Source organism: Polaromonas sp. P3_B1 (assembly GCF_056402935.1).
This window is the reverse complement of sequence record NZ_JBFUGK010000003.1, coordinates 164,291-178,834: the sequence shown is the minus strand read 5'-3', so window position 1 is coordinate 178,834 and position 14,544 is coordinate 164,291. Positions and strand designations below refer to the sequence as shown.

The following is a 14,544-nucleotide window of genomic DNA, read 5'->3' as shown; positions in this document are numbered from 1 at the left end:
ACCTCACGCAGCACTTCCTCATCCTTGAGGATCTTGCGATGCCCCAGGCCTTCGGTGGCCAGCAGGCGCGCGCCGGCAATCGCTTCGGTGTAGGCCACACCGTCGGCGAAGCGGTTGATGCTGTCCTGCCGGTCATGCACCACCAGCGTAGGCAGGCTGATGCGCGGGCCGACCGCGGCGGGCTCGAACTGCGGCATGAGAATGCCCTCGCGCGCCTCGATGCGCCGCTGCATGGCCGCGCGCGTCGCTTCACGCAGGCCGAACACATGCGCGAACAGCCGTGTGTATTCCAGCGGCGAGGCCGGCGGCGCCAGCAGCACCAGGCGGCCGGCCGCCAGCCCGCGGCTGGCCGCGTAAGCCCCGGCGTTGGCGGCGAGCGAATGCGCCACCACCGCGCGCAGCGTGTGTCCCTGCTGCTGCAAGCGCGCCGTCACGTACTCCAGCACGCGCGCAAATTGCGGCAGGTTGCTGACCGAGCCGCCGCTGCGGCCATGCGCCGGCATCTCGACGATGAAAGGCCGCAGGCCCTGCGCGCTCAGGCGCTCGGCCAGCGCCAGCATCTGGCCCGCATGGCCGCCCCAGCCGTGCACCAGCAGCACCACCGGGCCGTGCGGTGCGACGGGGCGCGAGTACAGCGTGAGGCTGGCATCTTCAAACGGCCATTGTTCGATGTGCCAGTCGGGGCTCCAGCCGCGGCGCCGGCTGATCCACTTGGGCGGCAGCGGCGTGCCGAACAGCCGGTAAGCCGCGCGCACGGCCAGCGCCGGCCACAGCTGCTGGGAAGCGCCCAGGCCCCAGCGGAAGATGCGCGTCAGCGGGATGGCGTTGTAAAAGGCTGTGGTGGCTTGCAGGGAAGTGCGTGTCATGGCGGGGGCCCTTTCGTCGCGGCTGTCTTCAGTACCAGACCCAGTCTTCGTTGCTGCGCGGCAGGCCGCGCAGTGAAGCCAACGCCGCCGTGACGGCGCGCGCGCCAAAAAATACGCCCAGGGCAATGATCAGGATCAACATGATTTCCTCATTTCTACGCACAGTCGTGCGAAATTAGAATTTACTGACACATGCGGAAATAGCGTTGCCGCTTTCTTCCGCGCTTTTTTCTAGTCTCTTATTGTGGGGAGCTCGCTTCGGTCTGGTAGCTTCGCAGCAGGCGCTTCCAGGATGCCTGGGCCCGGTCGGCCGCGCGGCTGTCGCGCAGGAAACGGGCATCGTGCAACAAGCCCATGGACAGGGCGTAAATCTCGGCCACCAGTTGCTCGGGGTCGGTGTCGGCGCGCAGGTGGCCGGCCTCCACGGCCTGGAGCACGGTGCGGCGCAAGGCGGCGCGCCAACGCGTGATCTCGCCCAGCAGCGTGTCGCGCAGCTCGCCTTCGCGGTCGTCCAGCTCGAAAGCGCCGGCGGTGTAAATACAGCCCGACTGGATCTCGACGTCGCGCATGCGCACAATCCAGCGCTGCACGATCGTGTCCAGGCGCGGCAGGCCCTTGGGCTGCTGCATCGCGGGCACAAACACATCGGCAATAAAGCGCCGGCCGAACTCCTCGATCACGGCTTTCTGCAAGGCCTCGCGCGAGCCTATGCGCGAGAACACGCCGCTCTTGGAAATCCCGATGCGGTCGGCCACGGCCTGCAGCGTGATGGCTTCCAGGCCCTCCGCGGCGGCCAGGTCTATGCCCGCGCCAATGATGGCGGCGCGAGTCATTTCGCTTTTCTGGGTTTTGGCGTCCATGGCGCGGATATTAGCACGATTGTGCGAAAGCACAATCCCCTCCTGGAAATCCGGTCTTGGACGCCCTTGGACGCTTTTTTTAACAGGCGGCCACGCAATCGATCTCAATGTCAAAGTTGCCCGGCCAGGCAAGCACGCAGACAAAAATCCGGGCCGGCGGGTCTTTGGGAAAGTACCGCGCGTAAATGACATTGACCGCCGCGAACTTCTCGACCGAAGTGCAATAAACATGGCATTTAAGCACCTGACCCAGCGAGGAGCCCGCCGTTTCCAGGCAGAGCTTCATCTGCTCCAGTACCAGTTCGGTCTGGCGTTCAATGGGAGCGGCTATGACTTCGCCCGTGGCAGGATCAAAAGGCGGCAGGCCGGATACGTAGACGGTGTCGCCATGGCGCGTGAGCACAGAGGTGGGCGCTTTCCATCGCTCCAGCCAACCGGATAGGGGTTCGACGCGAATGATCTCTCTGGCCATGGTGACGCTCCTGTTGGGGGTTTGCAAGGGACTCCCCCTTTGTAATCGGCAACAGCATGGCGATGCTTCGCGCGAGGACGAAGCGTCATTCACGAGTCGCCGATGCTTGCGCTTATATTGGCAACCGGCTTGTGCGCGGTGACCCGAACACCAGACGTTGCGGGCTGAAATCGGATTCATTTAAAACAATCAGAGGGAATTCGCCATGTTCATTGTTTGGGGAAAAAAAGCCGTCTTTAAAAAGCTTGGCTATGTCGCTGACTTTTGCACCATTTGCCGTTGCGCCCAGCCGTTTCTTGTCCGCCGAATCGGAATGGCGGGACATGTCTACTACATCTCCGCCGGGGAGGGCGAACTGGTTGGGTATGACCGGACCTGCCAGAGCTGCCAGACGTCCTACCCGGCCGATCCCGCGAGATACCAAAGCATGGCAAAAAAGCCGGCATCGCTGCGGGAACTGATGAAGCAGACTTTTCCGGGTTTTGCCGACGCGTGGGCAGACAGGCTCGCGCTGGAAGAGCAGGTGAAATCTTCTCCCATGCTGCTTGCCGCCGGGCAGCGAAAAGACCTGTTGCGCGAGGCCTTCCTGGCGCTGTCTCCCAAAGTCGAAAAACGTTTTGCCGCGACGCATATGGACAAGGAGGTCGGCTTTGCCGCCTTGGGCGCCATCGGCCTCCTGATCACCGTGCCCGCGCTGACGCGCGCGGTCGCTCCGGCCCACGCCGAGGAAGCGGTACTCCTGGCGCTGGCGGTTGGCATCGCCCTGGTGATCTGGCAAATCGCCGTGTCCGGCAGACGCTTCATGCGACGCGACGTGGTGCCTGCGTTGGTGAAGTCCCTGAATCCCTTGCGTCCCAAAAGTGAAGAGATCGCCGGGATACTGGCGGAACTGAAATTGCACGGGCACAAGATGGGCGCCAAGCTGAAAGCCGCAGACCTGCTGGAAGGCCTTGGCGCCGCGCCGGTGGTTCTCGCCGCCTGACACAGCGAGCCATCCACGCCCGCTAAGGGCGATTTTTGGCGGCTGCGGCCGACTCTTTGGGCCGCAGCCCCACCGCCGCCCTGGCCAGGGCATCGGCTTCACGGTTGCGATGGCGCGGAACCCACACCAGCCGCACTGACGCGAAAGTCCGCAACTCGGAACGCACCTCGTCAAACAGCGCGGCCAGGCGTACAAAGGGTTCAAGGGCAGTCCCCGCCAGCTGCCCAACCACCACACTGTTGTCGCAGTGGATCACCAGCGCGGTCGCCCCATGCCGCCTGGCTTCCTGCAGCGCCGCCATCAATGCGCGCAGCTCCGCCTCGTTGTTGCAGCCACGGCTCTCGGCCTGGGTAGACAGCGAATGCCGCGTGCCGTCAGGCGCCGTGAGTACCGCGCCCAGGCCCATGCGGCCCGGGTTGGGCACGGCGCTACCGTCGCAGTGAATCGTCCAGGAGTCCTTGTTCACGAGGCGCTTTCAGGCGTGCGTCCCGCAAGCCCGGGCGGCCTATTTCCAGCCCGGCAGTGCCGGTTCGCAGGCGACTGCGGACGGGTCGGCCACGGCCGGTGAGGGAACCGACATCAACCATCCGCGCAGTGTCCTGATCACCTGGCGATCACAGGCCTGGCTGAGGACCTGCGCCCGCTCCATCTTCTCCGCCTCGCCCTCGCGATAGCGCACTGTGCGAAAGGCGGGCGCATCGCCGGCGGCGGGGCTGGCCGGCTCTTGCAGTGCCAGCGCCAGGGAATGCGCCAGCAGGCTTGCGCTTTCAGCCTTGAGCGCCGCACCCGCATCGTCCTTCCAGTAGCGCTCCATGTCCGGCGCCATCCGGGGCTGGGACACCACGCGCAGGATGGACTGAGAGAGCGGCTTGGTCATCTCACCGGGGGCATACACCGATACGACGTTGTCCAGCACCAGGGCGCGCTGGTCCTGTGTCATTGAGAACAGGGGCAGGCTTTGCACCACCCAGCCCGTGCCGCAAGCCTGTGCCGCAGTGGCCAGCGTCTTGGTGCCGCCCCATGGCGTTTTGTCCAGCGCCGCCTGCATCAGCTCCGCGTGCTTGTACTCTTTCAGTACCGGCCGGTAAGGCCTCAGCACCACATCGGCCTTATCCTGCAATGCCTGCTTCGCGCGGTCGATCCGAGAGTCCGCCAGCAAACCGTGCGTGATGATCGCCGCCGCGAATATGCCCGCATTGGGTCCGGGATACAGCGTGAGGTTATCCCGGCCCGCGGACATATCCATGCCGGCCAAGCCCCGGTAAGCCACCGCCTCTTCCTTGGGCAGGCACAGCGACCATGCTGCATCGGCCGGCATGGCGTAAACCGGCGACAGGCCCAAGGCCGCGAAGCCGATGGCGGCCATCCCGAGGAAGGTTGCTAGCCGGGATTTCATCGGTGTTGTTCAGTTCGTCAGCGGTCGCAGGAAGTTGTCCTTGCCGACTTCCAGCGCCTGGTAATACGCGTTGGTGAGGCCCGGAAACGCCGTGGGCTCATCCCATTTTCCGTCGGCGTTTTTTGTCACGTAGACCGGCAGGTACCACTCATAAGTGTTGGTGCTGAGATTGACCATATAACCCGTGCCGCGCACAAGCGCCCTGGGGTCGGTGGTGGCGATGTAGCCTGAATAGTTCCGGACAAAACCCAGGGAGTGAACTTCGAGCACCAGCAGGCTGTCGACCCCGTACTTCTGCTTGAGCGGCGTGAAATCCTTGCTCGCGACGTTGCGGGTGCCCGAACTGGTGTCCGGCAGGGTCTTGATGTCCAGCGGCTCATCAATGACGACGGCATTGATCCCTTTCTGGCGCAAGGCGGCTGCGGCCTTGTCCTTCAGGCTCGGCAGGTCTTCCAGGGCCAGGGTGGCCGCGTGCTTGTTCAAGGTGGAATTGGCCGCGTTGGCCGTGACGATGCACAGCAGGCAGATGTTCCCGTTCACCTGCACTTCCGGCTTGGGCAGCGGAGTCATGGCGACCCCGACCCGCTGGTTGTTTGACTTCAGCGCGGCCGGCGCGAAACTCACCGGCGACTGGACCTTGGTGGTGGCGCAGCCCGAGATGAACAGGGCGGTCGCAGCCCACAAAAAGGCTGAAGATCGAAAAGACATGAAACGTATCCAGGAGTTACAGACACTGGGAATATAAGCCACAGCCTGCCGGCCCGACTTGGTTTAAGGTTGCGTCCATGCTCCAGATACGCAAGTACCAAAACTGGCTGCAGGCCACACGCGGCCTGTCTTTCGACAACTATGAAGCGCTGTGGCGCTGGTCGGTGACGGACATCGATGCCTTCTGGCAAAGCATCTGGGATTACTTCGAGGTCCAGTCGCCCACGCCGCACACGGCCGTGCTGGGCAAGCGCAGCATGCCGGGCGCTGAATGGTTTCCTGGCGCACAAGGCAATTACGCGCGGCAGGTGTTTCGCCATGCGGCCGCAGCCGAAGCGGCCGGTGTACCCGCCATCCTGAGCCATGGTGAAGCCAGCCTCGCGAAGGGCGAGAAGGCGCGCGAACTGGGCTGGGCCGAGATGCGCCGGCAGTCGGCCTCGCTGGCCCTGCACCTGAAAGCACAGGGCGTGCAACCCGGCGATCGCGTCGCCGCCTACCTGCCCAACACGCCCGAGACCATGGTCGCCTTTCTCGCGACGGTCAGCATAGGCGCCGTCTGGAGTGTCTGCGCGCCCGACATGGGCACACCCGCCGTGCTGGACCGTTTTCGCCAGATCGCGCCCAAGGTGTTGATCGCCTGCAACGGCGTGCACTACGGAGGCCGCGACATGCCGCGCGACGAGGCGGTGGCCGAACTGGCCGCGGCCCTGCCCAGTGTCACGCATGTGCTGATCCACGAAATCCTCCCGTCCTCGGGCCTGTCCGCCGGCCGTGCGAGCTTCGTGCAGGCCATCGCGCGCGACGACGAACAAACCGAGGCCTTTGAGCCAATGTGGCTGCCCTTTGACCATCCGCTGTGGATTGTCTATTCCAGCGGCACGACGGGCCTGCCCAAGCCCATCGTCCACGGCCACGGCGGCGTGGCCCTGGTGGGGCTGGCGCTGCTGCGCCTGCACAACGACCTGGCGCCAAGCTACGCGGACCCGGCGAATCCCGAACGCTTTCACTGGTACAGCTCCACGGGCTGGATCATGTGGAACGTTCAGGCCGCCAGCCTGCTCAACGGCACCACCTGCTGTATTTACGACGGCAACCCCGCTGGCACGAACAAGGACAAGCCCGACTGGACCACGCTGTGGCGTTTTGTCGCGAACACGGGTGCGACTTTCTTCGGTGCGGGTGCGGCCTTTTTTGCCAACTGCATGAAGGCCGGCATAGACATCGCGCAATGCGGGGACCTGAGCCGGCTCAGAACCCTGGGAACGACGGGCTCGCCCCTTAGCGAAGACACACAGCGCTGGGGCACAGCGCAATTCGCGAAACTTGGAAACCCCAACATCTGGTGGTGCAATATCTCGGGGGGCACAGACTTCGCCGGCGCGTTTATCGGCGGCAATCGCGAGCTCCCCGTCGTCCCCGGCGAAATGCAATGCCGCGTCCTGGGCTGCGCCGTCGAGGCCTGGAACGACAAGGGAGAATCGGTCGTTGATGAAGTCGGTGAACTGGTTTGCACTCAGCCCCTGCCCTCCATGCCTCTGTATTTCGTCGGTGACAAAGACAATCAGCGCTACCTGGCCAGCTACTTCGACACCTACCCCGGTGTCTGGCGGCACGGCGACTGGCTCAAGGTCACGCGCTCGGGCGGCTGCATCATCTACGGCCGCAGCGACGCGACCATCAACCGCCACGGCCTGCGCATGGGCACCAGTGAGCTTTACAGCGCCATCGAGGCCCTGCCCGAGGTGCTGGACTCCATGGTGGTCGACCTTGAATACCTGGGCCGCGAAAGTTATATGCCGCTCTTTGTCGTTCTGCGCCCCGGCCACGAACTCAACGAGGCCATGAAGGCCAAACTCAACCAGGCCGTCAAGACCGCGCTGTCGCCGCGCTTTGTGCCCAATGAGATTTTTGCCGTGCCCGAGATTCCGCGCACGCTCTCGGGCAAAAAGCAGGAACTGCCGATCAAGAAGCTGTTGCTGGGCCAGCCGCTCGAGAAAGTCGTCAACAAGGACGCCATGGCCAACCCCGCTTGCCTGGATTGGTATGTAGCCTTTGCGCAAAAGCGCGCCGAAGCCGGCTCGCGGGGTTGAGCCGGGAAGGGCTCACACGCGCGCGCGCAGCCACCGCGCCAGGTCCATCATCACCCGCAAGCCGACAGGCGACACCGCCGTGAAATGGATGCAGGCATGAATCGCCTCCGGGTAGTGCCGGTGCGCCACCATCACGCCCGCCGCGGCCATGCGCTGCGCGAGGGCGTGGCCTTCGTCGCGCAGCGGGTCATGGCCCATGGTCGCCACCCAGGTCGCGGGAAGACCGGCCAGGCCGCCTGAATCGAGCAAGGCATAGTCGGGATGCTTCTGCGCATCGGCATCTCCGCCCAGGTAGCACGCCATAAACCATTGCATCACGCCCATGGTCAGGAATTTGCCTTCGTTCTCGGGGTAGGACGCGCTGGGCTGGTCGGGGTGTTGCGCCACCGGGTAGATCAGGCCCAAAGCGCGCACGGCCTCGGTGTTCACGCGCCGCGATGCCACCAGCGCGAGCTGCGCACCGGCGCTGTCGCCGGCCACGGCGATGCGGCTGGCGTCACCGCCCAGCGCGCCCGCATTCGCAAGCACCCAGCGCAAGGCGGCCTCGACATCGTCCGGTGCGGCGGGAAAGGGGTGCTCGGGCGCGAGCCGGTAATCCACCGCCACCACCAGCATGCCGGCGTGGTAGCACAGCGTGCGGCAAACCTTGTCATGGGTCTGCAGGTCGCCGATCACAAAACCGCCGCCATGCGCGTACAGCAGCACGGGCCAGGGGCCTGTGGTGTCGGGGCTGTACACGCGCAGGGGCAGTGGGCCGCCGGGGCCGGGGAAGCTCATGTCGCTTACCTTCCCGACGGCTGGCGCCGGCAGGCCCAATGCGTCGGCGAGCTGGCGGTAAACCTGCCGGCCGATGGCGGGGGGCAGGCTTTCCATGGGCGGGTTGCCTTGCGCGGCGGCCTGGGCCAGGAAGCCGGCCAGGCCGGGGTCCATGGGAGCTGTCTCGAGTACGGTGGGGATGGCAGGTGTGGTCATCACAGTCCTTGGTAGTTCATGGTTCCAGTGCAAGGGCCAGCGCGGAACCGGCTTTGCCGGGCCGCTGGTGGCGCCCCTTGAGGGGCTGAGAGCCGCGGCTCCAAGCCTGCCCGCGCAGGCTTGGACGGCTCGGAAGAGCCGTCGCCTCTGGCGGCGGTACGGGGCGCCGCAGGCGCTTCGGGGGGGAGAGTGTCATCGCAAGAGTCTTCCGTCGCGCGCACGCATGCCGATCTCGACGTGGTCCGAGGCCTGGTGCCGCTCGCGGCTGAACGACAGCTTGAAGCCGCCCAGGTCCAGCGCGCCCAGGCCTTCTATCGCTTCGCCCAGGCGCTGGCCGTCGGCGCGCGGGCCGGCGCGGCGCAAGGCCTCGGTGCAGACACGCAGGTTCAGGTAGGACTCCAGGCCCTCGAAGGTCAGGGCTTCGGGGCCTATATAAGCGTCGGCGTCGCGCTCGAGTTCGCGCACGATGGGCAGGCGCGCGACTTCCGGGTTCGGCACCACGCTGGTGTAGCCCACCAGCCGGTTGCGAAAGAGGCGCGTGAGCTGTGTGAGCCCCGAGGTCGACAAGGTGGCGACGGTGGACGGCACGCTGTCATAGGCCGAAGCCGGAAGGCGGCCCAGTGCGTCGAGCACCTCGTTGCCCAGGTTCATGATCAGGGCTTGCGGCGCTGTTTTTGCCGCGTCCTGGAAGGCTCTTTCAATCGACTCAAGCCGCGCATCGGCCGTGACGCGGCTGACCTGCTGGCCGCTGCGCTGCAAGGCGGCCACCAGCGCCGCGGTGCGCGCCGGCTCCGAGTCATCGGCCAGCACCGCCACTTTGGAAACGCCGATGGAGCCCAGCTGGCGCGCCAGTGCCTCGGCTTCCCGCGCATCGTCGGGCCGCAGGCTGAAGACATGGCGAACGTCGGGTGCGCGCAGCGCCGCCGCGCCCGACATCGGGCCGACCAGCGGCACGCGCAGCTCGCGCGTGGCCTGGGCCGCTTCCCCGCAGGCGCGCTCACCGAGGCAGTTGGCGATGAGCTGCGCATTGTGCTTGCGCACCAGGGTGCGCAGGTTGGCCGCCACGCGCCCAGGGTCGCCGCCGTCGTCCAGCGTCACAAGCTCCACCGGGCGCCCGAGGATGCCGCCCGACGCGTTGACGCGTTCCACATGCGCGCGGGCGCCGGCCAGCACGCGATTCGCGACCGGAAAGCCCGGGCCGGTCAGCGGCAGCGATTGCCCGATGACGATGGGTTCGGGCGCGGCATGACTTGCCGCCGCACAGCAGAACATCGCTGCGGCAAGAAAGCCGCGCATAGTGATGGATCCGGTCATACCAGTGCGCGCTTGCCGGCCGGCATGTGCAACGCGGCCGGCATGGCCGGGCGCAGCAGGAAATGCGCGAGCGCCGGCAGCAGCACCAGCGCCCCGACCATGTTCCACACAAACATAAAGGCCAGCAAGATGCCCATGTCAGCCTGGAATTTGATCGGCGAAAACGCCCAGGTGCCCACGGCCAAGGCCAGTGTGATGCCGGTCAGCAGCACGACGCGGCCGGTGAACTGCAGCGCATGGTGGTAGGCGTCGGACAGGCTGGCGCCTTCACGCATGCGGGCCAGCGTGATGCTGAGCACATAGAGCGCATAGTCCACGCCTATGCCCACGCCCAGCGCGATGACCGGCAAGGTGGCGACCTTCACCCCCATGCCCAGGCCCACCATCAGCGCCTCGCACAGGATGGAGGTCAGCACCAGCGGCAGCACCGCCACCACCACCGCGCGCCAGGAGCGGAAGGTGATCCAGCACAGGATCACCACGGCCGCATACACCCACAGCAGCATTTCGCGCATGGCCTTGCCCACCACGATGTTGGTGGCGGCCGCAATGCCGGCGCTGCCCGCCGCGAGCTTGAAGCTGACCTCGGGTGTGTTGTTGATGGCCGCGAAGCGTTCCACGCTGTCCACTACGCCGGCCAGTGTTTCGGCCTTGTGGTCCTTGAGGTAAACATAGAGGGCCAGGAAAGAGCAGCTCTGGTTGAAGAGCTCGCGTGGCGCGCGCGTCTGCACGCCGCCCAGAGCGCCTTCATTGGGCAGCAGCTCAAACCATTTGAAGTTGCCCTCGTTGTAGCCCACCATGGCCAGCTTGGAGAGCGCCGCCATGGAGTTGGTGGATTCCACGCCGGGCAGTTGTTCAAGCCGCCAGGCCAGAGCGTCCACCTTGGCCAGGGTTTCGTAGGCCGTGCATTTGTCGGCAGGCGTGGTCACCATCACCGTCAGGATGTCGGCGCTGGCCGCGTAGTGGGCGATCTGGTAGGCGTTGTCCTGGTTGTAGCGCGAGGTGGGCCGCAGCTCGGAAGCGCCCGGGTCCAGGTCGCCGATTTTCAAATGCAGGCTGATGGCGTAGCCTCCCGCGGCCATCAGGGCCGCAACGACTACTGCCGCCGTAGCCCAGCGCTTCTGCGTGAAGTGGTCCAGCAAGGCCCATAGCCACGAACGCTGCCCTTGCCGCCCCTGCTGTTCCGTTTCCTGGCGCAAACTGCGCGCGGCCGCCGCGGGCGCCACACCCACATAAGACAGCAGGATGGGAAGCAACACCAGGTTGCTGAAGATCAGCACCGCCACGCCTATGCTGGCGATCAGCGCCAGGTCCTGGATGACCTTGATCTGGATGATGACCAGCACCGCGAAGCCCACGGCATCGCAGAGCAGCGCGGTCAGGCCCGCGACGAAGAGGCGCCGGAAGGTGTAGCGCGCGGCCACCACGCGGTGCGTGCCGCGGCCTATGTCCTGCATGATGCCGTTCATCTTCTGCGCGCCGTGGCTCATGCCGATGGCGAACACCAGGAAGGGCACCAGCACCGAATAAGGGTCCAGCTCGTAGCCCAGCAAGGCCAGCAGGCCGAATTGCCAGACCACCGCCACCAGCGAACAGGCCACCACCAGCGCCGTGCTGCGCTTGCAGCGGGTGTAGCCGTAGAGCACCACCGTGGTGATGGCCAGCGCCAGCAGGAAAAACAGCAGCACCTGGTGCAGGCCTTCGATCAGGTCGCCCACCACCTTGGCGAAACCGGTCACGCGGATCTGCAGCGTGTCGCTGCCGTACTTGGCGCGCAGGGCTTCAATCTGGCGCGACAGCTCGCCGTAGTCCAGCGCCTGGCCGGTCTCGGGGTTGCGGTCCAGCAGCGGAACAAACACGATGCTGGATTTGAAGTCGCCGGCCACCAGCTGGCCGATCTCGCCCGAGCGCTCGACGTTGGCGCGCAGCCCGGCCAGGCTCGCGGGCGAGCCGTCATAGGCATCGGGGATCACCGGCCCGCCGTCCAGACCTTCCTCTGTCACCGCCACCCAGCGGGTGTTGGAGGTCCACAGCGATTTCATGAAAGGCCGGTCCACGCCGGGCAGCAAAAAGATCTCGTCATTGATCTTCTGCAGCGCGTCGAGGTAGGCCTTGTCGAAGATGGTGCCCTGGCGCGCTTCCACCACCAGCCGCAGCGCATTGGCCTGCCCGCCCAGGTCGGCCTTGTGGGCCAGGTAGTTGACGATGTAGGGGTGGCCCGTGGGAATGGTTTTTTCAAAGCTCGCGTTAAGCCGCAGCTTGGTGGCCTGCCAGCCCAGCAGCAAGGTAAGCAGCACGCAGACGGCCATGACCCAGGGCCGGTGATTGAAAAAGACGCGCTCGAGCAGGGTGCCCGAGCGCGTGTCGAAATCCTCCAGCCGCCCGATGACGGGCTGGAGATCAGGAGAGGAAGCGGAGGAGGAATCGGCGTGCATGGCTTTGAGGTGGCTGTCTTTTTTCAGTGGGCGGGCAGTTCCACGCGCCGCATGCCGCGCAGGCTCGCGAGTACCAGGGCGCCATCGGCCGCCAGCGCGACGCCGGAAACCGGCACGGGCTCGCGCGCCGGGATGCGCCGCAGCGCCGGTCCGTCCGCACCGCCCAGCAAGGCATCGCCGGCCTGGCCCAGCAGCACAAAGCCGCCGTTCGGCAAAGCCGTGCCGGCGCCGACGGCCATCGGCACACCGGTGTCCAGCTTGTCCCAGTGCAGGCCTTCATCGCTGGAGCGCCAGGCCGTGCCACGCAGGCCGTAGGCCACCAGGGCGCCGCCGCGTGTCTGCAGCAGGCCGAAAAAACTGCCCTTGTAGGGCGAGGCCAGCGCGCTGAAGCTCGCGCCGGCGTCGGTGGAGCGCAGCAGCAGGCCCTGCTCGCCGGCAACCACCAGCGTGCGGCCGCGCGCGCGCACGCCGTAGAGGTGCAGGCTTTTCGGATTCGGCAGCCGCGGCCCCAGCGCCGTCCAGCTCTTGCCGCCGTCCGTGGTGGCGAACATCAGGTTGTAGGCGCCCACTGCAAAACCGCGCTGGGCGTCGATGAATTCCAGATCAAAAAACGGTTTGTCCGCGCCTTCTTCGACCAGGYGCTGGGCCTGCGCCACGGCGGCGGCATCGCCCGTGCGCTGGGCGGCCTGCTTCACGAGTTCCGCCGCCTGCACGCCGTCGAGTTGTTTGTGCCAGCTGGCGCCGGCGTCGTCGCTGCGCAGGATGACGCCCAGGTGGCCGGCGGCCCAGCCGGTGCGCGCATCGGCAAAACACACGGCCGTCAGGCTGGCCTGCACCGGCACTTGCGCCTGCCGCCAGCTCGCGCCGTGGTCGTCCGACAGCAGCACCGTGCCGCGCTCGCCGACGGCCACCAGCCGGTCACCGGCCCGCGCCACGGCCAGCGTGGCCGCGCCCAGTGCCTTGGGGGTGATCAGCGCGGCCTGCGACAGCACGGCCGGCACGCTGGCCGCCCATGCGGGAAGCATCGCCGCGCCGCCCAGCAGGCCCGCCAGGGCGGCCTGCCGGCGCGTGACTCCGGCCATCAGCGCGCGCCTTCGCTGGAGAGGGATTCGGCGCTGAAGAAGGAGCGCGGAATCGGCGGCTGCACCTCGTACTGCTTGGGTAGTTCGTTTGAGGCCATGTTCAGGTAGTAGGCGCCGGTCTGCATGTCATAGCCGCCCCACAGCACGACGTTGCTCACGGCCGGGATGTCCGGCGCGGTCAGCATCAGCGCGTAGTTGGTGCGCCAGAGCTGGCCCTTGGCGTCCCAGCCGTCGAACAGCGCGATCTGCCAGGAGTCCTCGTCGATGTAGTACTTGCGCTTGGGCACCACGTGGCGCTTGCCGGCCGCCAGCGTGGCCTCGACTTCCCAGACGCGGTGCAGCTCCCAGCGCACCTGCGCGGGGTTCAGCGTGTTGGGCGTCACCAGGTCCTCGATCTTCGCGGAGGCGGCGCGGTTGTTGTTGTAGGGTATGTAAATCTCCTTCTTGCCCACCAGCTTGAGCTCGTGTTTGTCGATGGGGCCGAACAAGGTGAAGGCCTCATCGAACAGGCCTATGCCCGAGGTCACCGAGTCGGGCGTGTCGTAGGCCACCGAAGGCGCCTTGCGCACGCGGCGCTGGCCCACCAGGTACTGCCACAGGCCGCGCGGCGCGGCTTCCGACACGCCGTCGAGCGCCAGGATGGCCTCGCCCGCCTTGGAGCCCGGCGCGTTGACCACCAGCTTGCCGTACTGGTAGTAGCCGTCGAACTTCTCGGCGCTGCCGTCCTTGTCGTAAAAGGCCTGGCGTATGGTTTGCGTGCCGCCCGAGGCCATGGTGCGCTTGCCGTCGGAGGTCACCACCCACACGCGCATGGGCATGGCGAAGTTGCCGCCGCGCCAGGCCGTGCGCTGGTTCCACATGGCTTCATAGCCGTCCTTGGGGATGGGGAAGGGCGTGCCGCCGAAAGCGCCTTCCATGCCGTAGCCGCCTTCTATGGTCTTGGCCCGGGTGGCGTTCTTGAAGGTGTTGTCGTACACCGACTGCGGCGCCGCCGCCGTGCGATGCGTGGGGTAGACGTCGATGCGGAAGTCGGGGTACTTCTTCATCAGCGCCTGCACGCCGTCGGTCAGCTTGTCGGCATGCTGCGCCATGTTTTTGGCGTTGATCGACAGGAGGGGTTTTTCGCTGGGGTAGAGGTCGGGCCGCGCATCGCCGTTCTTGTAGCCTGGCGTGGCCTTGGTGAGGCCCCCTTCCCAGGGCGGGATGCTGCCGTCCTTGTTGCCGGCTTTTTCGGCGCCCATGGGGGTCAGGGTGGATTTGAGTTTGGCGGCTTCTTCGGCGGTGACGGCGGCCTGGGCGGACATGGCGCCGGCCAGCAGGGCTGCCATGAGCAAGGAGTGTTTTGCGGTCTGCTTCATGATGTTTGT

At 66.1% G+C, this 14,544-nt stretch carries 13 protein-coding genes; 2 read left to right on the top strand and 11 right to left on the bottom strand.

The annotated features are described in order from the left end of the window. From AC1DXS_RS03285 to AC1DXS_RS03275, 3 genes are all read right to left on the bottom strand, one after another. The coding region (locus tag AC1DXS_RS03285) for an alpha/beta hydrolase (RefSeq protein WP_477736147.1) at positions 1 to 866 on the bottom strand (866 nt) is incomplete at its 3' end. Between the two features lie 239 nt (positions 867 to 1,105). Continuing rightward, positions 1,106 to 1,726, bottom strand: coding sequence for a TetR/AcrR family transcriptional regulator (locus AC1DXS_RS03280; protein WP_477736146.1), 621 nt, complete (start codon positions 1,724 to 1,726; stop codon positions 1,106 to 1,108). A gap of 79 nt (positions 1,727 to 1,805) precedes the next feature. Beyond that, positions 1,806 to 2,198: a RidA family protein gene (locus tag AC1DXS_RS03275; RefSeq protein ID WP_477736145.1), complete on the bottom strand. Its 393-nt coding sequence runs from the start codon at positions 2,196 to 2,198 to the stop codon at positions 1,806 to 1,808. A gap of 205 nt (positions 2,199 to 2,403) precedes the next feature. Between AC1DXS_RS03275 and AC1DXS_RS03270 the strand changes: the two genes are divergently transcribed. Next, positions 2,404 to 3,180 carry a hypothetical protein gene (locus tag AC1DXS_RS03270; protein WP_477736144.1) on the top strand — a complete coding sequence of 259 codons (777 nt, stop codon included), beginning with the start codon at positions 2,404 to 2,406 and terminating at the stop codon, positions 3,178 to 3,180. Positions 3,181 to 3,202: 22 nt separating this feature from the next. On the opposite strand, the gene AC1DXS_RS03265 is transcribed toward AC1DXS_RS03270, so the two are convergent. Genes AC1DXS_RS03265 through AC1DXS_RS03255 form a run of 3 tightly spaced genes read right to left on the bottom strand, consistent with a single transcriptional unit; the run spans position 3,203 to position 5,284 of the window. Continuing rightward, positions 3,203 to 3,646, bottom strand: a complete 444-nt coding sequence (locus tag AC1DXS_RS03265) for a ribonuclease HI family protein (protein ID WP_477736143.1) — start codon at positions 3,644 to 3,646, stop codon at positions 3,203 to 3,205. Positions 3,647 to 3,685: 39 nt separating this feature from the next. Continuing rightward, positions 3,686 to 4,576, bottom strand: coding sequence for a hypothetical protein (locus tag AC1DXS_RS03260; protein ID WP_477736142.1), 891 nt, complete (start codon positions 4,574 to 4,576; stop codon positions 3,686 to 3,688). Positions 4,577 to 4,585: 9 nt separating this feature from the next. Beyond that, the gene (locus tag AC1DXS_RS03255; protein ID WP_477736141.1) at positions 4,586 to 5,284 is read right to left on the bottom strand and encodes a hypothetical protein; all 699 of its coding nucleotides are present in this window, start codon (positions 5,282 to 5,284) and stop codon (positions 4,586 to 4,588) included. Positions 5,285 to 5,361: 77 nt separating this feature from the next. On the opposite strand from AC1DXS_RS03255, the gene AC1DXS_RS03250 reads away from it, so the two are divergent. Further along, positions 5,362 to 7,374 (top strand): acetoacetate--CoA ligase, encoded by a 2,013-nt coding sequence (locus AC1DXS_RS03250; protein WP_477736140.1) that lies wholly within the window; start codon positions 5,362 to 5,364, stop codon positions 7,372 to 7,374. A gap of 12 nt (positions 7,375 to 7,386) precedes the next feature. Here AC1DXS_RS03250 and AC1DXS_RS03245 read toward each other — a convergent pair whose 3' ends face one another. From AC1DXS_RS03245 to AC1DXS_RS03225, 5 genes are all read right to left on the bottom strand, one after another. Then, a complete protein-coding gene (locus tag AC1DXS_RS03245) occupies positions 7,387 to 8,346 on the bottom strand; it encodes an alpha/beta hydrolase (protein ID WP_477736139.1) in 960 nt (319 codons plus the stop codon). 192 nt (positions 8,347 to 8,538) lie between these two features. Beyond that, complete coding sequence (locus tag AC1DXS_RS03240) at positions 8,539 to 9,660, bottom strand: ABC transporter substrate-binding protein (protein ID WP_477736138.1); 1,122 nt, start codon at positions 9,658 to 9,660, stop codon at positions 8,539 to 8,541. Then, positions 9,657 to 12,095, bottom strand: coding sequence for an efflux RND transporter permease subunit (locus tag AC1DXS_RS03235; protein WP_477736137.1), 2,439 nt, complete (start codon positions 12,093 to 12,095; stop codon positions 9,657 to 9,659). Before AC1DXS_RS03235 ends, AC1DXS_RS03240 begins: the two co-directional genes overlap by 4 nt. A gap of 23 nt (positions 12,096 to 12,118) precedes the next feature. Continuing rightward, positions 12,119 to 13,177: a WD40/YVTN/BNR-like repeat-containing protein gene (locus AC1DXS_RS03230; RefSeq protein WP_477736136.1), complete on the bottom strand. Its 1,059-nt coding sequence runs from the start codon at positions 13,175 to 13,177 to the stop codon at positions 12,119 to 12,121. Further along, positions 13,177 to 14,535: a DUF1329 domain-containing protein gene (locus tag AC1DXS_RS03225; protein ID WP_477736135.1), complete on the bottom strand. Its 1,359-nt coding sequence runs from the start codon at positions 14,533 to 14,535 to the stop codon at positions 13,177 to 13,179. Before AC1DXS_RS03225 ends, AC1DXS_RS03230 begins: the two co-directional genes overlap by 1 nt. Between the last annotated feature and the right edge of the window lie 9 nt (positions 14,536 to 14,544).